The 19,589-nt window shown below is 68.0% G+C and carries 18 protein-coding genes and 3 tRNA genes; 6 read left to right on the plus strand and 15 right to left on the minus strand.

The window, feature by feature from the left end; translation table 11 throughout:
* Positions 1-9: 9 nt before the first annotated feature.
* The 6 genes from ftsH to tilS all read right to left on the minus strand — a co-directional run bounded on the left by ftsH (position 10) and on the right by tilS (position 6,634).
* Positions 10-2,016: an ATP-dependent zinc metalloprotease FtsH gene (gene ftsH / locus IM778_RS15205; RefSeq protein ID WP_194409660.1), complete on the minus strand. Its 2,007-nt coding sequence runs from the start codon at positions 2,014-2,016 to the stop codon at positions 10-12.
* A 184-nt stretch (positions 2,017-2,200) separates the two neighbouring features.
* On the minus strand, positions 2,201-2,752 hold the full coding sequence (gene hpt / locus IM778_RS15210; protein WP_194409661.1) for a hypoxanthine phosphoribosyltransferase: 552 nt from the start codon (positions 2,750-2,752) through the stop codon (positions 2,201-2,203).
* A 150-nt stretch (positions 2,753-2,902) separates the two neighbouring features.
* Positions 2,903-3,340, minus strand: coding sequence for a hypothetical protein (locus IM778_RS15215; RefSeq protein ID WP_194409662.1), 438 nt, complete (start codon positions 3,338-3,340; stop codon positions 2,903-2,905).
* Between the two features lie 66 nt (positions 3,341-3,406).
* Positions 3,407-5,305, minus strand: coding sequence for an alpha/beta hydrolase (locus IM778_RS15220; RefSeq protein WP_194409663.1), 1,899 nt, complete (start codon positions 5,303-5,305; stop codon positions 3,407-3,409).
* On the minus strand, positions 5,302-5,571 hold the full coding sequence (locus IM778_RS15225) for a hypothetical protein (RefSeq protein ID WP_194409664.1): 270 nt from the start codon (positions 5,569-5,571) through the stop codon (positions 5,302-5,304). Before IM778_RS15225 ends, IM778_RS15220 begins: the two co-directional genes overlap by 4 nt.
* A gap of 67 nt (positions 5,572-5,638) precedes the next feature.
* On the minus strand, positions 5,639-6,634 hold the full coding sequence (gene tilS / locus IM778_RS15230; protein WP_194409665.1) for a tRNA lysidine(34) synthetase TilS: 996 nt from the start codon (positions 6,632-6,634) through the stop codon (positions 5,639-5,641).
* A 75-nt stretch (positions 6,635-6,709) separates the two neighbouring features.
* Here tilS and ppa point away from each other — a divergent pair, with 75 nt between their 5' ends.
* Positions 6,710-7,243 (plus strand): inorganic diphosphatase, encoded by a 534-nt coding sequence (gene ppa, locus IM778_RS15235; RefSeq protein WP_194409666.1) that lies wholly within the window; start codon positions 6,710-6,712, stop codon positions 7,241-7,243.
* A gap of 59 nt (positions 7,244-7,302) precedes the next feature.
* Here ppa and IM778_RS15240 read toward each other — a convergent pair whose 3' ends face one another.
* A complete protein-coding gene (locus IM778_RS15240; RefSeq protein ID WP_228484593.1) occupies positions 7,303-8,682 on the minus strand; it encodes a peptidoglycan DD-metalloendopeptidase family protein in 1,380 nt (459 codons plus the stop codon).
* Positions 8,683-8,900: 218 nt separating this feature from the next.
* Here IM778_RS15240 and IM778_RS15245 point away from each other — a divergent pair.
* The 3 genes from IM778_RS15245 to IM778_RS15255 all read left to right on the plus strand — a co-directional run bounded on the left by IM778_RS15245 (position 8,901) and on the right by IM778_RS15255 (position 9,228).
* Positions 8,901-8,973: transfer RNA gene (locus IM778_RS15245), tRNA-Glu, on the plus strand.
* 21 nt (positions 8,974-8,994) lie between these two features.
* A tRNA-Asp gene (locus IM778_RS15250) sits at positions 8,995-9,068 on the plus strand.
* Between the two features lie 87 nt (positions 9,069-9,155).
* Positions 9,156-9,228, plus strand: a tRNA-Phe gene (locus IM778_RS15255).
* Positions 9,229-9,589: 361 nt separating this feature from the next.
* Here IM778_RS15255 and IM778_RS15260 read toward each other — a convergent pair.
* Genes IM778_RS15260 through IM778_RS15275 form a run of 4 tightly spaced genes read right to left on the minus strand, consistent with a single transcriptional unit; the run spans position 9,590 to position 13,141 of the window.
* Complete coding sequence (locus tag IM778_RS15260; protein WP_194409667.1) at positions 9,590-10,822, minus strand: ABC transporter permease; 1,233 nt, start codon at positions 10,820-10,822, stop codon at positions 9,590-9,592.
* Positions 10,819-11,508, minus strand: coding sequence for an ABC transporter ATP-binding protein (locus IM778_RS15265; protein WP_194409668.1), 690 nt, complete (start codon positions 11,506-11,508; stop codon positions 10,819-10,821). Before IM778_RS15265 ends, IM778_RS15260 begins: the two co-directional genes overlap by 4 nt.
* Positions 11,505-12,626, minus strand: coding sequence for an efflux RND transporter periplasmic adaptor subunit (locus IM778_RS15270; protein WP_194409669.1), 1,122 nt, complete (start codon positions 12,624-12,626; stop codon positions 11,505-11,507). Before IM778_RS15270 ends, IM778_RS15265 begins: the two co-directional genes overlap by 4 nt.
* The gene (locus IM778_RS15275; RefSeq protein ID WP_194409670.1) at positions 12,626-13,141 is read right to left on the minus strand and encodes a hypothetical protein; all 516 of its coding nucleotides are present in this window, start codon (positions 13,139-13,141) and stop codon (positions 12,626-12,628) included. Before IM778_RS15275 ends, IM778_RS15270 begins: the two co-directional genes overlap by 1 nt.
* Before the next feature lie 154 nt (positions 13,142-13,295).
* On the opposite strand from IM778_RS15275, the gene IM778_RS15280 reads away from it, so the two are divergent.
* Positions 13,296-13,955: a response regulator transcription factor gene (locus tag IM778_RS15280; RefSeq protein WP_194409671.1), complete on the plus strand. Its 660-nt coding sequence runs from the start codon at positions 13,296-13,298 to the stop codon at positions 13,953-13,955.
* A 1-nt stretch (position 13,956) separates the two neighbouring features.
* Positions 13,957-15,147, plus strand: coding sequence for a sensor histidine kinase (locus tag IM778_RS15285; protein WP_194409672.1), 1,191 nt, complete (start codon positions 13,957-13,959; stop codon positions 15,145-15,147).
* Between the two features lie 162 nt (positions 15,148-15,309).
* Here IM778_RS15285 and IM778_RS15290 read toward each other — a convergent pair whose 3' ends face one another.
* The 4 genes from IM778_RS15290 to IM778_RS15305 form a co-directional block, all read right to left on the minus strand.
* Positions 15,310-16,209 (minus strand): carbohydrate ABC transporter permease, encoded by a 900-nt coding sequence (locus tag IM778_RS15290; RefSeq protein WP_194409673.1) that lies wholly within the window; start codon positions 16,207-16,209, stop codon positions 15,310-15,312.
* Positions 16,206-17,135, minus strand: coding sequence for a carbohydrate ABC transporter permease (locus IM778_RS15295; RefSeq protein WP_194409674.1), 930 nt, complete (start codon positions 17,133-17,135; stop codon positions 16,206-16,208). The genes IM778_RS15290 and IM778_RS15295 overlap by 4 nt, the downstream gene beginning before the upstream one ends.
* 78 nt (positions 17,136-17,213) lie before the next feature.
* Positions 17,214-18,470 carry an ABC transporter substrate-binding protein gene (locus IM778_RS15300; protein WP_194409675.1) on the minus strand — a complete coding sequence of 419 codons (1,257 nt, stop codon included), beginning with the start codon at positions 18,468-18,470 and terminating at the stop codon, positions 17,214-17,216.
* A gap of 47 nt (positions 18,471-18,517) precedes the next feature.
* On the minus strand, positions 18,518-19,567 hold the full coding sequence (locus IM778_RS15305; protein ID WP_194409676.1) for a nucleoside hydrolase: 1,050 nt from the start codon (positions 19,565-19,567) through the stop codon (positions 18,518-18,520).
* Positions 19,568-19,589 lie beyond the last annotated feature (22 nt).

Raw genomic sequence — 19,589 nt, forward strand, 5'->3', positions numbered from 1 at the left:
GGGCCGAGCCTACGCGGTCGCAGGACGCGCCTGCCCGCTGGGGCGACGCTTCGGCGCCTTCTCGGCGACCGGCTGCTCCGCCTCGACGCTCGCGGCGAGCCCGGCCTCGTCGCGGCGCTGCGGCACCTCGATGGGCGGCAGGGTCGACGGGGGACGCTGCTCGCTCGAGAGCCACTGCGGGCGCGGCGGGAGCTTCTTGATGTCTTTGAAGATCTCGGCGAGCTCGAGGTGGTCCAGGGTCTCCTTCTCGAGAAGCTCCAGCGCGAGCTTGTCGAGCACGTCGCGGTTGGCGTTGATGACCTCGTACGCCTCGTTGTGCGCCTGCTCGATGAGGTCGCGCACCTGGGCGTCGACGCGCTCCGCGATGCGCTCCGAGAAGTCGCGGCCGTGGCCCATGTCGCGGCCCATGAACACCTCGCCCGAGGACTGGCCGAGCTTCACCGGGCCGATGTCACCGGTCATGCCGTACTCGGTGACCATCTTGCGGGCGATGTTGGTCGCCTTCTCGATGTCGTTCGAGGCACCGGTCGTGGGGTCGTGGAACACGACCTCCTCGGCGACGCGACCGCCCATCGCGTACGCGAGCTGGTCCTGCAGCTCGTTGCGCGTGACCGAGTACTTGTCGTCGAGCGGCAGCACCATCGTGTAGCCGAGGGCCTTGCCGCGCGGGAGGATCGTGACCTTCGTCACCGGGTCGGTGTGGTTCATCGCCGCCGCCGCGAGCGCGTGGCCGCCCTCGTGGTACGCGGTGATGAGCTTCTCCTTGTCCTTCATCACACGCGTGCGGCGCTGCGGTCCGGCGAGCACGCGGTCGATCGCCTCGTCGAGGGCGCGGTTGTCGATCAGCTGCGCGTTCGAGCGTGCCGTCAGCAGCGCGGCCTCGTTGAGGACGTTCGCGAGGTCGGCGCCGGTGAACCCCGGCGTCTTGCGGGCGACGACCTCGAGGTCGACGCCGTCGGCGAGCGGCTTGCCGCGGCCGTGCACCTCGAGGATCTTGGTGCGGCCCTTGAGGTCGGGCGCGTCGACGCCGATCTGACGGTCGAAGCGGCCCGGGCGCAGCAGGGCGGGATCGAGGATGTCGGGACGGTTGGTCGCGGCGATCACGATGACGTTGACCTTGGGGTCGAAGCCGTCCATCTCGACGAGCATCTGGTTCAGGGTCTGCTCGCGCTCGTCGTGGCCGCCGCCCATGCCGGCGCCGCGGTGGCGGCCCACCGCGTCGATCTCATCGATGAAGATGATCGCGGGCGAGTTCTCCTTGGCCTGGTTGAACAGGTCGCGCACGCGGCTCGCGCCGACGCCGACGAACATCTCGACGAAGTCCGAGCCCGAGATCGAGTAGAACGGCACGCCGGCCTCACCCGCGACGGCGCGGGCGAGGAGCGTCTTGCCGGTTCCGGGAGGGCCGTACAGCAGCACGCCCTTGGGGATGCGGGCGCCCACGGCCTGGAACTTCGCCGGGTCCTTGAGGAACTCCTTGATCTCGTCGAGCTCTTCTATCGCCTCGTCCGACCCCGCGACATCGCCGAACGTGACCTGCGGCATCTCCTTGGTCACGAGCTTCGCGCGCGACTTTCCGAACTGCATGACCTTGCTGCCGCCGCCTTGCGCGGAAGACAGCAGGAACCAGAACAGCAGGCCCAGGAGCAGGATCGGCAGCAGCAGCGAGAGGAACCCGTCGAAGAACGACGGCCGGGGCACCGTGTCGTTGAAGCCGTCCTTCGGGTCGGCGGCGTTGATCGCCTCGACCACCTCGTCCGCGCGCGCCGACACGTAGTAGAACTGCACGTCGGTCGCGCCCTCGTACTCCTTCGAGAGAGTCATGTCCACGCGCTGGTCGCCATCGGTGTTGACGACCTCGGTGACCGTGTCGCCGGCCAGCAGCTCGAGACCCTCCTGCGTCGAGATCTGCTTCGCGCCGTTCAGGCTCGAGATGAGCGAGAACCCCACGATGAGGAAGACCCCGATGATGAGGACGTAGAAGAGCGGGTTGCGGGTGATCTTCTTGAAGTCCATGGTGCGGGCGCGTGCCCGACCCCTTTCGTCGACGAGCCGCGGCGGGCCGGAATGCGGCCGCCGACGGTTGAATCAGGGTATCGCGGGGATCCTCGGCGCTGTCTGTGCATTCGCCGACGGCGTAAGCCGGCGGTCCCGGTCGTGGAGCGAGGGGCGCCGTCGACCGGCAAGACGCGGCCCGGGCCTACGAATAGACGTGGGGCGCGAGCACGGCGACGTCGCGCAGGTTTCGGTAGCGCTCGGCGTAGTCCAGGCCGTAGCCGACCACGAATTCGGTCGGGATGTCGAACCCGACGTACTTGCAGTGCACCTCGACCTTCGCGGCCTCGGGCTTGCGCAGCAGCGCGAAGACCTCGACGGATGCCGCACCGCGGGCGGCGAAGTTCTCCAGCAGCCAGCTGAGAGTCAGACCCGAGTCGATGATGTCCTCGACGATGAGCACGTGCTTGCCGAGGATGTCGGTGTCGAGGTCCTTGCGGATCTGGACGACGCCGCTCGACTTGGTGCCCGCACCGTACGACGACACCGCCATCCAGTCCATCGGGACCAGGGCCGGCAGCGCCCGCGAGAAGTCGGCCATCACCATGACGGCGCCCTTGAGGACGCCGACGAGGAGGAGGTCCTTGCCTTCATAGTCGGCGGCGACCTGGGCCGCGATCTCCTGAAGCTTGTCGTGAATCTGCTCCTCGGTGACGAGGACTTCGGTGAGATCACTGGAGACGTCGGCCGCGCGCATGCGACGAGTCTAGGCGGAACCCTCCCGCGCATCCGCCGGGACCGTACTCCTGAGGGTCCCGCCCGCCCACGACCTCGCGCCCGTGGACTGCGTCCTGGCGGGCACGGCGAAGACGCACGGGTGGGCGATCAGGACGACCGCACGCCGAGGTCAGCGGGCATCGCCGCGGACGGTCTGCGGGCTGACGACGAGCACGCCGAGGATCTCGGCGAGGCCCGGGGCCGAGGGAACCCACGTCACCTCGATGTACCAGTCGCCGCTGTCGAGCTCCTTGCGGAATCCCTCGGTGACCCAGCCGTCAACCTCGCGCACGCGGGACTGCGACCAGCCGTCCGCGGAGAGATGCCCCGATACGGCGTCGAACGCGCGGGCGGAGGCATCCGTCTCGGCGATCAGGTTCAGGTCCTCGCGCGCCTGCCACCACGCCGGGTCCCCCGGTGCGGGCGTGCCCTCCGTCGGGCCGAACCGCGGCTCGGACTCGGCGAAGCCGCGTTCCGCGATCAGCTCTTCTGGCACGATCGCGACCGTGTCGGCCAGGATGCGGTCGGCCTCGGCTCGGAACTCGTCGAGGCGGCTTTCTTCGGGCATGCTGCATCCTCCGAGAGTGAGGGCGAAGGCCACGACGGCGAGGGCGGCGACGATCCGGCGCATCCGTCAGCCCACCTCGACGTAGGTGGGCTCGTAGTCGTCACGATCGATGCCGTCGATCGTGATCGGACGGCCGCCGGCGACGATGATCTCGTCCTCGGCGAACAGCTCGGCCTCGCCGCCGGTGATGACGGCGACCATGTTCTCGAACGAGGTCGAGCCGGGCGTGTAGAGCGAGCTGTGACTGTCGATCGCCGAGGGGGTGCCGTTGCCCGGGACGTTGTAGTCCTCGATGTCGTCGCTGCCCGGGTCGGACGCGTCGATCCACCCGGTCTCGAGACGCGTGACTCCGCCGGCGGTGAGGGTCGACTGCCCGTGCAGGGCGTGGAGGTCGCCCTCGCGACCCTGGATGAGCCCGACGACGAGGTCGTTGCGGCTCATCATGGCGTAGTGCGGCACCTCTGAAGTATGCGGGAAGTCGGCGACACCCGAGACGCCGTCGCCCATGCCGGCGGCTGCGACGTAGAGCACGCGGTCGGCGCGCAGCCCGGCCGCCTCCGCCAGTCCGACCGTCGCGCCACCGTAGCTGTGGCCGACCACCGTGAGCGAGGCGCTCGCCGGGATGGCGATGCCGGCGGCGAAGTCGCGCAGGCGCGGGGCGAGGTCGTGCGAGTACGAGGTGCTCATCGCCTCCGGAATCGACTGCGGGAACGCGCCACCCGCCCACTGGAAGACGGCGGACCGGCGGCCGGCCGCGTGCTGGAGGTCGGCGGCACGGCCGTCGCCGAAGTCGGTCATGTTCGAACCGGTTCCCGGGACGGAGATCGCGACGGACTCGACCCACGCGGGGATGTCCCCCGTCACCGGGTCGAGGGGTCCGTGGTACGTCGCGATCGCATCGAGGGACGGATCGAACACCACCACCCGGGCGCCGATCTCGACCCGCGAGACACCCGACTCGTCGGTCACGCGGATCTCCTGCGTGAGCAGTCCCTCGTAGGAGTCGATGAGTCGCTGCTGCTCGGCGATGAGGTCGTCGTACCGCTGCTCGATCGCGCCGTGGCTGTGGTACGCGTTCTCGAGCGCCGCGTCGCGCAGCGCCTCGAGCCGTTCGATCTCGGCCTCGCGCGCGGCGATCTCGGCCTCGATGTTGAGGCGGTTGGCCGCGACGCGGTCGGCGATCGGGATGCCGTCCAGATTGCCGATGATCTCGGGCGCGGCTGTGATGAGCGCGTCGCGCTCGGCGCGGTCGAGGCTGTCCCACACCTGCCGCACGAGAGCCGGATCGCCGAGCGCGGCGATCTGCTCGGCCGTGACATCGTCGGTGTCGCCCGCCCACAGCGCGGTCGCCGCGACGTAGCCGTCCGCACCGACGACGCCGTCGTGGGTGATCGCGGCGACCAGCGGGATGCCCGAGAGCCGTGCCGCCGTGTCGTGGTCGAGCTGGTCACGTTCGTCGCGCAGTGCGTTGTAGGCGGCGCGCGACGACCGGTAGTCGTCGATCGCTCCCTGCCAGCGGTCCAGCAGCGACGGGTCGTCGAGGTACAGCCACGACGGCAGCACGTCGTCCCAGTCCAGCGCCCAGCCGACGACGAACTCGGACGCGGCGTTGAGCGCCGCCGAACGCCGGGTCCCGATGTCGGCGTAGTCGGACTCCGCGGCCGCCAGCGCCGAGGCGGCCCGGCGCTTGAGGTCGGCGACGGCGTCGGCGTAGTCCTCGAGCACGACGGCGGCTTCGTCGGCGGCGTCGGCGACCTCGATGAATCGCGCCGCGAGCACCGTGATGCGCGGGCGCAGGGCGTCGACGCTCACGGCCGACACCGGCGACAGCGCGCTCAGGGCGCTCTGCGACGAGGCGCTCCGCTCGCGCTGCGCACCCGCACGGTCGCGGAACAGGAGCGCGAGGTCGCGGATGCCCTCGACGTCGCCCTCGCCCGGGTCGGCCGCCAGACCCGGCAGCGTCATCCGCCCGCTCCCGCCAGCTGGGCGTCGAGCGCGCGGAGCTCGGTGTGCACCGTGCCGACGTCGGTCGACAGGTCGCCGCCGACCCCGGCGAGCGCCGCCATCGCGTGCCTCACCAGCCCGTCGACGTCGCCGACCGCGGACTCCACCACCGCCGACCCGAGGGCCCCGAATGCCACGCAGAAGGCATCGACCGAGGTGTCGCCCGCATCGAGCAGGTGCGATACGGCCCCGGTGAAATCGGAGTCTGAGAACTCGACGTCTGCCATGTCGTCACTCACGCTATCGATGCGGGGCCCGGGGCCGAAGGGGACAATTCCCCATGCCGGGTCCGGGTCAGCGTGCGGTGAACTCGACGCGGCCGCCGACGCGGCGAGCGCTGCACCCGGGAAGGTCGATGGGTCCCTGACCCGACCAGTCCGTCACGAGCCGCGCCACCTCGAGCGTCTGCGTGCGAGTGAGGCTCTCGTGGAACTCGCTGGCCACCACGTGCCGGATGATGCGGTTGCGCAGCGCCGCCGGGTTCGCCGCGAGCGCCGCCACCGACACCGAGATGCCCGCCTCGGCGTGCTCGACGATGTCTTCGATCGTCTCGTCGATCATGTCCTCGAACGCCTCCGCATCTTCGCGCAGCTGCGCGGCGGTGCGCGCGAGCGCTTCGGCGATGCCCGGCCCGAGCTCCGACTCGAGCACCGGCAGCACCTTCGTGCGCACCCGCACCCGCGCGTAGCGGGGGTCGGTGTTGTGGGGGTCGTCCCACGGCTGGAGGCCCTCCGCCGCGCACGCGGCGCGCGTGGTCGCGCGGCGCACACCGAGCAGAGGCCGCAGCAGTGCCACGCCGTCCAGTTCCGCGGCCTCGGCCATGCCCTGCAGGCTCGCGGCGCCGGCCCCGCGCGCAAGGCCCAGGAGCACCGTCTCGGCCTGGTCGTCGAGGGTGTGGCCGACGAGGACCGCGACGGCGCCGACGTCCCGCGCAGCATCGCGGAGCGCGCGGTACCGCGCTTCGCGGGCCGCCGCCTCGGGTCCGCCGCCGGCGCCGATCTCGACACGCACGACGCGGGCACCGAGCCCGAGAGCCTCGGCCGTCGCGGCAGCAGTGGCCGAGGCATCCGTCGACCCCTCCTGCAGTCCGTGGTCGACGGTGACCGACTCGGCGCGCAGGCCGAGCTTCGGCGCCTCGAACGCCGTCGCGGCAGCGAGGGCGAGTGAGTCGGCACCGCCCGAGAGCGCCACGATCACGGTCGAGCCCGGCACGAGCCCGGTCAGCGCACGGCGCACGGCCAGCCGCACCTCGGCGACGGCCGGGTCGAGTCCGGGTCTGCGCTCCTCCACCCGCCCACCGTACCCGGGTGCGCACCGCGACTAGGCTTGTCGCGGCATCCCACCGTCATCCGAAGGAGCACCATCATGGGCGCGTACGACGCCGTCATCGAGATCCCGCGCGGCAGCCGCATCAAGTACGAGGTCGACCACGGCACCGGTCGCGTCTTCCTCGACCGCATCCTGTACACGCCGATGGGCTACCCCACCAACTACGGGTTCTTCGAGAACACGCTCGGCGAGGACGGCGACCCGCTCGACGTGCTCGTGCTGCTCGACCACGACCTGGCACCCGGCATCCTCGCCCAGGTGCGCCCCGTCGGCGTGCTGAAGATGAGCGACGAGGCCGGCGGCGACGACAAGGTCGTCGCCGTGCTCGCCAAGGACCCGCGCTGGGGGCACATCCAGGACGTCGCCGACATCCCCGAGTACACCCAGAACGAGATCGCGCACTTCTTCGAGCACTACAAGGACCTCGAGCCCGGGAAGTGGGTCAAGGTCGACGAGTGGGCCGGCGCCGCCGAGGCCGAGCGGCTCGTGTCGGAGGCGTTCGACCGCTTCGCCGAGCACGAGGGCGAGACCCGCACGCAGGGTGAGGGCGTGGCACCGAACACGCTCTGACCGGGAACGTCACGAGAAGCGGATGCCGTCGGCATCCGCTTCTCGTCGTTTCGGGGTCGTCAGACCGAGATGCCGCGCGCGCCCATGAAGTCGGTCGGGTTGACCGTGCCGCCGTTGACGTAGACCTCGAAGTGAACGTGGCAGCCGAAGGAGTTGCCGGTGTTGCCCTCGCTCGCGATCAGCTGGCCGGCGCTCACCCACTGCCCGTGGCCGACGAAGATGCCGCCCTGGCGGATGTGACCGTATCCGGTGCCGACGCCGCCGCCGTGGTCGATCTTGATGTAGTTGCCGTAACCGCCGTTGTACCCGGCGTAGACGACTTGCCCGGCGGACGCGGCATAGATGCCGGCGCCGCAGCCGGCCGCCAGGTCGACGCCGTAGTGGAACCCGCTCGAGCAGTAGCTGTTGCCGCACTGCACCCTGCGAGGCCCGTAGCCGGAGCTGCGCCATCCCGACGACGGTCGCGCCCAGCCCGAGCCGACGACAGCGCCTCCGCCGCCGCCGCCACCTCCGCCGCCGCCTCCTCCGCCACCCTGGTTGAGGCGCTCGGCCTCCTCACGACGGCGGCGCTCCTCCTCCTGGCGAGCGCGCTCCTCCTGCTCCTTGCGGATGCGCTCGCCCTCCTGGTAGGCCGCGACGGTCTTCGCGGTCGTGTCCTGGAGCGCGGCGAGCTGCGCTTCGAGGGTCACCTGCATCGCGCGCTGCTTGTCGAGCGCAGCCTGAGCCTCGTCCGCGGCCTTCTGCGCCGCGATCATCTTCTCTTCGGCGATCTTCTGCAGCCGGTCGCGCTCGGCGCGCTGCACCTCGGCCTGGGCGGTGAGGCTCTGCGCGGAGTTGCGCGCGGCGACGGCCTGCTCGTAGACGTCGTTGTTGCGCGCGACGAGCTTGTCCATCGTGCCGAGCCGGGCGAGCAGGTCGTCGGCGCCCGCGGCGGAACCCGCGAAGAACAGCTCGAGCGACGTGTCGTTGCCACCGCTGCGATACAGCTGCGCGGCGACGCGTCCGGCGTTCTGCGCGGCGGTGAGCGCTGCTGCCGCCTGCTCGTCGGCCTGCTGCTGCAGCTCATCGGCGCGCAGCGCCGCGTCGAAGTACGCCTGCTGAGCGACGAAGAACTCGTCGGACGCCTGCTGCGCGAGCTGGCGCTTGGTGGCGACCTCGGTCTCGAGACCGGCGATGAGGCCCTGGATCTTGGTGATCTCGGCCGCCTTGGCGGACTCGTTCGCCTTCGCGCGCTCGACCTCCTCCCACGAGGGGTAGGTCGCCGCGAACGCGGGCGAGACGAGCGGGCCTCCGAAGGCGCCGACCGCGGCGGCACCGAGGATGCCGAGCCCGAGGGCGGTGCGGCGGTTCATAGCCGGCCACAGCAGGCGACGCTCGCGCGGCGACGGTGCGCAGCCGCACTCGTCTGAGGCATCAACGATGGCGCTGTCGGACTCCACCGGATCCTCCCCTCGCGACGTCAACGTTTTTCACACTAGCAACATGAGTCACATCCGCAACCCCTGCACGGCGCCGCGACCGCCGCTTCCGGGACAGCGGTCATCCGCCAGTCTCACCCCGCCGAGCCGGAGGCACAAGAGCGCCACGCCCTCGATTGGCGTTTTAGCGGACTGTTGCGTATGCTTGACCCTCGGTGAGTGAGCCCCCGGGTTCACCCGGCCCCATCGTTTAGCGGCCTAGGACGCCGCCCTTTCACGGCGGTAGCACGGGTTCGAATCCCGTTGGGGTCACGCCCGAAAATTCAATAGCATGGCCCTGTAGCGCAGTTGGTTAGCGTGCCGCCCTGTCACGGCGGAGGTCGCGGGTTCAAGTCCCGTCAGGGTCGCTCCGAGCGACGGGCCCTTTTTTCGAAGAGGGCCTTTCGTCTAGGACGCGGCAAGCACGCCCGATTCGTCGGGAACGGATGCCGTGAGGCTCTGTAGCTCAGTTGGTAGAGCGTTCGACTGAAAATCGAAAGGTCACCGGATCGATGCCGGTCGGAGCCACAAGGATGATCGTTACAGTCATCCCAGAAACCCTCGCGTAGCTTCTACATCGCGGGGGTTTCGCTTTGCCCTGATCCGGGACCGTGCACGGGCGTAGATCTCCGAGTAGAGCGATCAGCGCAGCGGCATCGGAGGGACTTCACGCCGAGGTCACCTGCCGCAGGGTGTTGAGGATGCGGTGCGAGCGTCGGTCTGCAATTCCGCCCATCTGGTTTGTAAGGAACGCGAATCCCATCTTGCGTTCGCCGATGCGGACCTGAGGTGGGCCGAAACTCGCGCGACCGGAGTCAAGGTCTTCGCCATCTCACCCGGCGCGACCAGCACGGAGTTCGACGAACACCTCATCGTCGCCGGCTGTGCGTCAGGAGCTGAGTGCGGCGGTCGGGGGTGTGCGTGCCGCTCGCAGCGCGGGGTACAGGCCGGCGATGGCGCCGACGACGAGCGTGGCGCCGATGGCGACAACGATCGCGAGCGAAGGGAGAGCGAACGGCCATCCGTTGAGCGTCGCCATAATGAGCGTGGCGACAGCACCGAACGCGCTCCCGAAGACTCCCCCCAGTGCGGACAGCAGGAGCGCCTCTCCGAGGAATTGCACGAGGATGTGAGGCCGAGTGGCACCGAGCGCTCGCCGGAGCCCGATCTCTTTGCGGCGTTCCAGAACGGAGATGATCATGGTGTTGGCCACGCCGATGCCGCCTACCAGGAGGGCGATGGAGCCGATCCCGAGGAGGAGACCGGTGAAGGCCTGGTTCGCTGCGTTGCGGGCCGCGAGTGCGTCTGAGGGTCGTGAGATCTCCACTTCCTCGGGCGCTTGAGGCGAGATCGTCGGGGCAAGCAGACTGCGAACGCGTTCCACGGATTCACTTGCGGACCGTTCATACACCGTTGTGGGGCTGCCGTCGAAGTCGAACAAGGCGCTCGCGATGGACTCACCGATGAGAGCAGCGGTGTCAAGCTCCGGGGCGAGGGCAACCGGGTCGAGGATGCCGACGACCGTGAAGTACGTGCCACCGAGCCACACCTGCGTACCCGGCGTGACGACGCCGAGGCGTCGGGCGGCCGTGTCACCGAGGACCACCGTCGGGTAGGTCCCAGTGGCCGGATTCAGCCACGCACCGGATCGCATGTGTCCGGAGACGACGTCGAGAAGATTCTGATCGGCGACCATCGTGGAGATTCCGCCGGTTGCGGCCGGTTCGGACAGCTCGCTCCGGTAGACGGATTCGCTCAGGAGGCCCGTCGCGCTGGACTCCAGGACACCGTCGATGAGCCGGATCTTCTGGACCGTGTCGGCGGGAAGCGCAGATTGCGAGCCCGTCAAGCCTTTTCCTGCAGTAGCGGTGAGCAGGTTGGTTCCGAGCCGGTCGAGTTCGTCGTTCAAGCGGGCCTGGCTCGAGGCGGAGATTCCGACGACCGCGATCATCGCTGCGATCCCGATGGCGATTCCCAATGCAGAAAGGACTGCTCGCGTCGGTCGGGCCCGAAGCCCCGTCGCCGCGAGCGACAGGATGTCTCGGCCGCGCAGTACCGATCGCGGCGGACGCTGGATGGCTGTCGCGGTGGGGCGCCATTGTGGCGGGGCAGTGATGCTCATGAAGCGGATTCCTTTCGCGCGTCGCTGAGAATCCGTCCGTCGCGGATCGAGATGCGGCGGGGGAACTCGGCCGCAAGCTCGTTGTCGTGGGTGATGACGACGACCGTGGTGCCCTGCTGGTTCAGGTCGTGGAGGAGCTCAACGATCGCTGCACCAGAGGCGCTGTCGAGGTTTCCCGTCGGTTCGTCGGCCAGCAGCAGAGGTGGTTCACCGACGACGGCGCGGGCGATCGCGACGCGCTGCCTTTCGCCGCCCGAGAGCTGATGTGGACGATGCTCCAGGCGATGGCCGAGCCCGACGCGTTTCAGGGCCACGACGGCCCGCCTGCGGCGTTCGGCTTTGGGTACGCCGGCGTAGAGCAGACCATCCGCGACGTTGTCGATCGTCGTGGTCCCTTCAGCCAGATGGAACTGCTGGAACACGAACCCGATGCGGTGTGCACGCAGTGCCGACAACGAACGGTCATCGAGTTCGTTGACATCGATCCCATCGATGCGGGCGATTCCCGAGGTGGGCATGTCGAGCGTGCCCACCAGGTTCAGCAGTGTCGACTTGCCCGATCCGCTGGGACCGACGATTGCGACGAGTTCTCCGTGGGAGATGTCGAGCGTGATGCCGGCGCACGCCTGTACGGGCGGGCTGCCGTAAGAGCGATGGACGTCGATGAGCGACACGAGCGGATTCATCGCTCCGGCACCACGACGCGCTGACCGGCCTCGATGTCGCCTCCGCTGATCTCGACCCGACCGCCGGCGAACAGCCCCGTCGTGACCGGTACCTTCGTCGTCGTGCCGTCGTCATCCACGACCTCGACTCCGAACTGCTCCGGCGTGATCGCGAAGAGAGCCCCGACGGGGACCGACAGCACGTCCTCCCGCTTCTCGCTCGGAATGACCACCGTCACGGATGCCTGCTGGAACGCCACAGCCTGAACAGGGTCATCCAGCGAGACCACGATGGGGATGACCGTCTGCTTCTGCCCGTTGGCGCCGTCGATCTCGGTGGGTGTGCCGACAGCCGTGACCTTTCCGGTCGCGTTCTCGCCTCCGGGCAGTCGCACCGTCACAGCGGTATCCAGCGCGGCGAGCTGCTGGTCGGGGAGCTTGACGTTGGCCTCGACGACCTGCGTGGTGTGTGTCGCGTTGTACAGGTCCGCACCCGGACCCACACGCTCCCCGACACCGCTGCTGATTTCGCCCACTCGCAGATCGCCACCGGAGAAGACGACCGCGCCGAGCGGAATCTCTCCCGTCCTCGGCTGGCCGTTCGCTTCCTGCCAACTCATGATGGCCTGCGTCGTGGCCCACCTGAATCGGTCGTCGGGCTCCTCAGTGAAATATCCCAGGTCGCGAAGACTCTGTTCGAGCTGTCTCACGTCGGGTCCGTCATCCATGCCGTTGGTGAAGGCACGCCATGCCGGCAGCGCACCGCTCATGAGGAAGGACGGCACGTCGTTGACGGCATACAGGCGACTACCAGGTGTCAGTACCGAGCCGGGTTCGGGAAGGGCCGTCACGATCCCGTCGGCAGCGGCCTGGATCGGACGCGAGCCGGAGAACTTCAGCGTGCCGGCGACGGAGGTGTTGCCTTGCAGGTCTCCCCTGGTGATCTCGTCTGTGGTGCCGGTGAACGGGTGCCCGTTCGAGTTCTCGTCGGTCACCGCCGCCTGAGCGGAGTACACCCAGAACGCGCCTGCAGCACTCAACGCAAGGGCCATGAGGACGGCCAGCGCGACGAAGAGGCGCCGTCGCCTTGCTGGACGAGGAACATCCTCGGCAGGAGGATCGGTCTCGACGATGCTCATCAGTTGCCTCCGGTGCTGCCCATGACGCCCTGAGGTGCGCAGGTTTCGAACGCGTCCGCGGGCACGTCGCTCGGAATGGCGAGCTCCTCACCGGGGCCGGGGTCGGGAACGTCGACCCCGTGCTCGCGGAGACACTCCGCGATCTCCAGGTGCTGCTGACGCAGTTCCTCGGATGACGGCCCGACGTTGTCCGAGCCGCTCTCGCGAGCCGGCGGCATGCCCATCTCGGTCTGGCAGGCCTCCGCCGCCTCCATGAACGCATCGTCGGCTTGGCCGATCGACTGGCCGCCGTCGGCGGGGTCGGCCATGTCGATGCCCTTGTCGCGCATGCACTCGGCAAACCCCAGCTGGTACTCCTCGAACGAATCGAACTGCGGCGCCTGGCTCGCCTGTGGGTCGGGACTCGAGCCATCGTCACCCCGGGTGTCGGCCGCGCCGCAGGCGCTCAGGACCGCGATGAGCGGCAAGGCAAGCAGCAGGGTGGCGATATAGCGGGACTTCTTGGTGGTGGCCATCGGGGTGCTCCTCGCAGTGTGACTCCACGGGCTCTCCGCGGACGACACCAGTGCAACAACCCGGCCGTTGCCAGCGCGTTCAAGAATCTCTTTAACTTTTTCCAACGGCTGGTGTGCTTTCCTGATCAGACCGGCCGCGGCGAGAGGAGCACACATGCGGGTGCTGATCGTCGAGGACGACCCCTTCATGGCCGATGCTGTGCGAACCGGTCTGCGGCGAGCGGCGATGGCAGCTGACATCGCCTCGACAGGCGAGGAAGCGCTCGAGCTGATCGCCGGAGACGAGTACGACCTGGTGGTCCTGGACCGAGACCTTCCCGGCATCCATGGCGACGACGTGTGTCGGGCTATCGCCGCGGATCACCCCCGCGTGCGCGTGCTGATGCTCACCGCAGCCCGAACCCTCAACGACCGCGTGGGCGGGTTCGAGATCGGCGCGGACGACTACCTCGCCAAGCCGTTCGAGTTCCCTGAGCTGGTCGCGCGCCTGCGGGCGCTGGAACGTCGCACCGAGCCGGCACGCCCGCCCATCCTGGAAGGGCATGGGGTGCGACTCGACCCATTCCGGAGAGAGGTCTACCGCGATGGACGCCTGGTCCGCCTCTCCCCGAAGGAGTTCGCGGTGCTCCACACACTGATGGCTGCTCAAGGCGGCGTGCTGAGTGCGGAGTCACTGCTCGAGAAAGCTTGGGACGCGAACGCAGACCCTTTCACCAACACCGCACGCGTCACCATCTCGAACCTCCGCAAGCGACTCGGCCACCCGTGGGTCATCCAGACCGTCCCCGGCGCAGGCTACCGATTCGACGAGTGACATGACGCAAAGAGCGATCCCTCGCAGCGAAGCCAGACGGCGGCGGCTCACACTCCGAACGCGCCTCACCCTCAGCTACGCCGGACTCATAACCGGGTCTGGCGCGATCCTGATCACGCTCGTGTATCTGTATATGAGGTTCGTGCCGACCTACCGCATCGTCAGCGACGCGGCTCACCCGGGCGCAGCACCCAGCGGACCCTCGGGGCGCACAGACGGGATCGCCATCGTCAAGGCCGACGACTTCCTCGACAACCTCATCGTCGCGTCGATTCTCGCCCTGCTCTTGATGACGCTGATCGGAGCCACCGTCGGATGGCTGATCGCCCGACGCATCGTCAAACCGCTCAGTGATATCGGAGACGCGGCACGTCGCGCGACCGAGGGGTCACTAGAACATCGCGTAGGACTCAACGGCCCACCGGACGAGATCCAGACTCTGGCAGACGCGTTCGATCAGATGCTCGCCTCTCTTGAACGCTCCTTCGCCGCCCAGCGTCGCTTCACCGCGAACGCCTCCCACGAACTGCAGAGCCCATTGGCGACCATCAAGACCATGATCGACGTCACCCGCTCCAACCCATCAGCGGATCCCGCCGATCTTCGCGGTCTCATCGATCGCATCAGCGAAGTCAACCAAAGCAACATCGAGACCGTCGATGCCATGCTCGACCTCGCCACGGCAGCGCACGCGGCCGCCCTGCCGGAGCCCGTCGATCTTGTCGCTCTCGCGCAGACTGTCGTGACCGGCCTGAACGATGACGCCGCCTCGTTCGATGTGGAGATCGAAGGTCCCACCGGGAGCGCCACCGCCTGGGGAGATCCGGTGCTCCTGCGCCAGGCGGTGTCGAATCTGGTCAGAAACGCCATCCACCACAATCACCGCGGCGGGCGTGCCTCAATCTCGGTCGCATCCTCTCGCGGGCGCGTCCGCCTCATCGTCTGGAACACTGGCCCCACGGTGGCACTTGCCAACCTCGAGACTCTCAAGGAGCCGTTCGCGCGTGGCGCCGGACGCTCCCTCACACGCGGGAGCGGTCACGGTCTCGGTCTCGCGATCGCTGACGCAGCCATGGCCGCCCACGGCGGCAGGCTCGATCTCGCACCGAACGCAGAGGGTGGACTCACAGCAACCCTCGACATCCCGTCGGCCGATGTCCGGGCAGAAGCGCGATCGGCGTTGCGCATTTGAGATCGTGCTCGATCGTCACGAGTCACTCTCGTGTCGAGAGGTCGGGACGATGGAACAAAGCTTGCCGATAGGAGTGCGAATGTGCCACGTCCCTCCGGCCGCGACGACGGCTCCTCGTTCGGTGCCCAGAGCGCTCGCCCGCGCTGGCGAAAGGCAATGGGTTCATCCTTTGACGGCACCGGCGAGTGCGCCCTGCACGAAGTATCGCTGGAAGAGCAGGTAGACGATGAGCACGGGGATCGCCGACATGAAGATGAAGGCGTTCATCGGGCCGTAGTCGGTGCCGTACTGAGTGGAGAAACTCTGCACCGCGAGCGGGATGGTCCAGTTCGACTGGGTGCGCAGCAGCGTGGTGGCCATCGCGTACTCGTTCCACGTCGCGACGAAGTCGAGCACGAACAAGGCGGCGAGCGCGGGCTTGGCCAGCGGGAGGACGATCTGCCAGAAGATCCGGAACGTCGAGGCGCCGTCGATGCGGGCGGATTCCTCGAGCTCTTCGGGCACGCCGCGGAAGAAGCCATAGAGCACGAAGATCTGGTACGGGATGCCGAACGCGAGGTAGGGCAGGATCAAGCCGTAGAGCGAGTCGAGCAGGCCGAGATTCAGCATGGTGCTGAACAGCGGGCCGAGCCCGATCTGCACCGGCACCATCGAGCCGATCGCGATGACCATGAGCACCGCGCGCCCGCCGCGGAAGCGGATGCGGGCGAGGGCGTACGCGGCCGCCGCGGCGATCGCGAGTCCGAGTGGCACCTTGATGATCGCGATGAGGAGGCTGTTGCCGGCGGTGGTCCAGAAGTCGCCGGTGTCGATCGCGGAGGCGTAGTTGCCCCACTCCCACGTGGTCGGCAGCGACCACATCGGAGTGCTGTTGAGGTCGGGCCTCCCCTTCACCGAGGTCATGAACATCAGGTACAACGGCAGGAACCACAGCAGGGCGGTGATTCCCAGTGAGATCCACAGGCCGATGCCGACGTAGTCCGGGCGTCCGCGACGGCGGCGGGCGGACTTGTCGTCGAAGATCTCCGGTGCGATGACCGGCGTGGCGACAGCGCTGGTCATCGGTCTTCCCCCTTCATCGACCAGGCCATGTAGGGGATGACCAGGGCCAGAGTGACGATCAGCAGCACGGTGGCGACGGCGCCGCCCATGCCGAACTGGTGGTTGGTGAACGACTGGGTGTACGACCACAGCGCGAGCACCTGGGTGGACTGCGCCGGCCCGCCGCCGGTCATGCCGACCACGAGGTCGAACACTTTCAACGAGTTGATGATCGTGAGGATGATCACGACGATCGTGGTGGGACGCAGCGCTGGCACCGTGACGGCCCGGAACCGCTGCCAGGCGTTCGCCCCGTCGAGCTTGGCGGCCTCGATCAGTTCGACCGGGACCGTCTGCAGGCCTGCGAGGAACAACACCATACTGAAGCCGACGGCCTGCCAGATGTTCGCGATGAAGATGGAGCCCAGCGCGAACTGGGGGTCCCCCAGCCACGACTGGGTCCATGCTCCGAGTCCGACCGCCTCCAGGAACTGGTTCACGAAGCCGAGCGTGGGGTTGTAGATCCACCGCCACATCGCGGCGACCGTGATCGAGGCGAAGACGGCGGGGATGTAGAAGACGGCGCGCATCAGGTTGCGGCCGACCATCTTGCGGTTGAGGCCGAGCGCGAGGATGAGGGCGATGCCGGTGGGCAGGATCAGCGACAGGATGACCCACACCACGGAGTTGCCGAACGCGGTCCAGAACACGGCATCCTGCGTGAACAGACGCACGTAGTTGTCGAAACCGACCCAGACGGGCTCCTGGATGCGGAATCCCGACCATTCGAAGAAGGACAGTCGAACGGCGTCGAGCATCGGGTAGAGCAGGAACCACCCATAGAGCACGACCGCTGGGATCAGGTAGGGCAGCGCGAGGGTCAGGCGGTGGTGCTTCGGGGTGCGCCGCTTCGCGCGCCCCTCGGTCACGAGGGCGACGGTGGCCATGGTTCACCTCTGGTGGATCGGCGGGTCCGGAGTGGGGACTTGGGTGGGGCGGACTATGCCCGCCCCACCGGGGAGCGACTACTGGGAATCGCGGAACCTCTGGAACTCGGCGCCGGCGTCGGCCGGGTCGATGGCACCGGTGAGCACGGAGTTCTGGATGCGCCAGTACTCCGTCGTCTCGGCCGTCGAGAAGTTCTGGTCGTTGTTCGTGTAGCCACCGTCGGCCTGGCCGAACAGGTCGGCCCAGATCCCATTGAGGGGGTTGGAGTCGTCGACCGCGACGTCCTTGTTGACCGAGAGCGCAGCCCACGCGGAGCCCACGATCTCCTGGCCCTCGGTCGAAGTGCCGAAGTCGAGGAACTGTGCGGCCAGGTCGGCCTTGCCGCTGGCCGCGTTGATGTAGAACGCCTCGCCGAAGCCGTACAGACGGCCGGTGCCAGTGGGGAATACAACGATCCCGATGTCGTCCGGATTCATGCCGTTGTCGACGACCTGCGCGTTGTACCAGGTGCCTTCCAGCGACATCGCGGCCTCGCCGGAGAAGAACAGCTGGGCGGCGTCGTCGTTGTTGATGCCGAGGTAGCCCTCGTTGAAGTACTCGTCGCCCCACTTCTTCAGTTCGCTGAATGCGGCAGTGACACACTCTTCAGCGCCCCAGTCGCCGTCGCCCATGTTCAGTTCGTCGGCGACGTCGGCACCGCACTCGGTCTCGATGAGCGAGTCGAGCAGACGCATCACGTCCCAGTTGACCGTTCCTCCGAACTCGATCGGCGTGATTCCGGCGTCCTTGAGCTTCTGCGCGGCCTCGGCGAGCTCGTCGTACGTTGTCGGCGGTGTGGTGATGCCTGCCTGGTCGAAGAGCTTCTTGTTGTAGTAGATGCCCTCACCCTGCTGGCTCCATGGAACCCCGTTGAAGCCGCCGTATTGCGTGATGCCGCTCATCGAGGCCGCAGTGAAACGATCCTCCCAGCCGTACTCGTCGTAATAGTCCGTCAGGTCGAGGCTCATCCCCGCGTCGACCAGCTCGCCGCCCAGACCCGAGCCCTCCCAGTACCAGTAGATGTCGGGCCCGGCGTCCGTGCCCGCGACCTGACGGAGGGCGGTCTTGTGCTCGTCGACGGAGCGCTGCTCGAGTTTGATCGTGACGCCGTCGTTCTGCTTCTCGAACTCGTCGATGAGCGCGTTGATCGCGGTGCCCTGCGTGTCTTCCTGAGTGGGCATCCAGATGACGAGCTCGTCCGAGTCGCTGCCGCCGCCCGCTCCGGAGCATCCGGCCAGGACAGTAACGGCGGTCGCGGCGAGTCCGACAGCGCCCAATATGCGCTTGGTGTGCATCGTTGCTTCCTTCTTCTGGTGAGCGGGTCCCCCGGAGGGCCCGTTGGTCATTGGTTGGGGTAGAGGGTCTCGGACTGCTGCCAGGCGCTGAACTCCTGCAGCTTGAGGTAGAAGTCCTCGAACATGAGGCGGGTGTCGACCCAGGTGTAGACCCGCATCGGGCGGGCGTCTGGTGCGGGGACGTAGGTTCCGTTGTCGGCGATCGCCGGGGTCGGCATCCCGACATGCCGGCTCGACGAGGAGTCGGCCTCGAACAGCGAACGCAGCGCGGTGAGGAGAACAAGGGGTGAGTCGCCGAGTGCGTACGTTTCGGCAGGGCCGCGCCCTTGGCCGGTCGCGCGTCGGACCACGCGCGCGACCTCGTCGTAGAGGTATCGACCAAGCGGTCCTGTCGCCGCGACACGCAAGCGGAGTTCCGCGTCCGATACGAGGCACTGCCGGTACACGTCGCGCGGCACCTGCCAGATCGCGAGGCCGGAGTCGTTGAACACGACCTGGCCGGCGACGACGTCGATCAGCAGGTTGTACTCGATCGGCATCGCGTCCGGTGGCGGCACGGCCAGGCCTTCGTGCTCGAGACCGCCGATCCAGATCACCGTCATGCGCTCGGCGATGCGCGGCTCGACGAGGTACGCCGAAGCGAGGTCGGTGAGACCGCCGCCGGCGACGAAGAAGAGCGGGGTGTCGTCGTCACGCATCGCTTCCGTGACGATCGCATCGACCGCGGGGGCCGGCTGCGGCGTGGTGCGATCCGCAAGGGGACGATTGGATCCAGTGGTGACGACGTCGGTCGACTCGAGGCCCATCCGCGCGAAGACGTCCTCGACGACGCGCGTCGCGTTCTCGGCCGTATCGGGGCCGCTGTCGAACGGGTCGCCGTCGCGAAGGTGCGAGGCGACCACGAGGCGGATGTCGACATTCGGCGACAGCAGGTGGTGGACGAGCTGGTACAGATCGTCGGGATCGCCGGAGAAGTCGTTGTCGATGATGACCCGGGCGCGGGGAGCCCCGATAGCGGGGATGCGCTGCCACGGACTGGTCCCGAGAGTCCAGGTGCGGGCGTTCTGAGTGACGGCGACGTCGGGGATGGAAGTCATCCTTGACCTTCTGTATACAGAT

It is taken from the genome of Microbacterium cremeum (assembly GCF_015277855.1).
Lineage (GTDB): Bacteria > Actinomycetota > Actinomycetes > Actinomycetales > Microbacteriaceae > Microbacterium > Microbacterium cremeum.